This is a genomic window from Oleiphilus sp. HI0066, from assembly GCF_001635725.1.
Genome location: NZ_LWFH01000951.1, coordinates 1 through 306 on the forward strand (window position 1 = coordinate 1; position 306 = coordinate 306).

Here is a 306-nt window from a genome sequence, read left to right on the forward strand (position 1 = left end):
TCGGAAGCTCGTCTAGACTAAATAACTCGCCGTATTCAGCCATCTCGACCGGTGAAAGCGCAACAGCCGCATGTTTCAATTCTGGCTGCCCAGAAATGGGGTCTCTTGCATCTGTATATAGCTTTGAAATTGCCGATGATGAAGACCATGTTGTACCCCAATGAATGGGTACAAATAACTCACCTCGACGTAATCCATCATCGATTACGACTGGTAACACGACCTGATCAGCGTCTGAATTCACGGCAGAAGTGACCGACACATAGGCACCCTGTTCAAGACTTAAATCTTTGGCATCTTCTGGGT

At 47.1% G+C, this 306-nt stretch carries 1 protein-coding gene; it reads right to left on the bottom strand.

What is annotated here, in order from left to right; genetic code table 11:
* A partial coding sequence (locus tag A3738_RS10805) for a molybdopterin dinucleotide binding domain-containing protein (RefSeq protein WP_304440098.1) occupies nt 1-306 on the bottom strand: 306 nt, incomplete at both ends.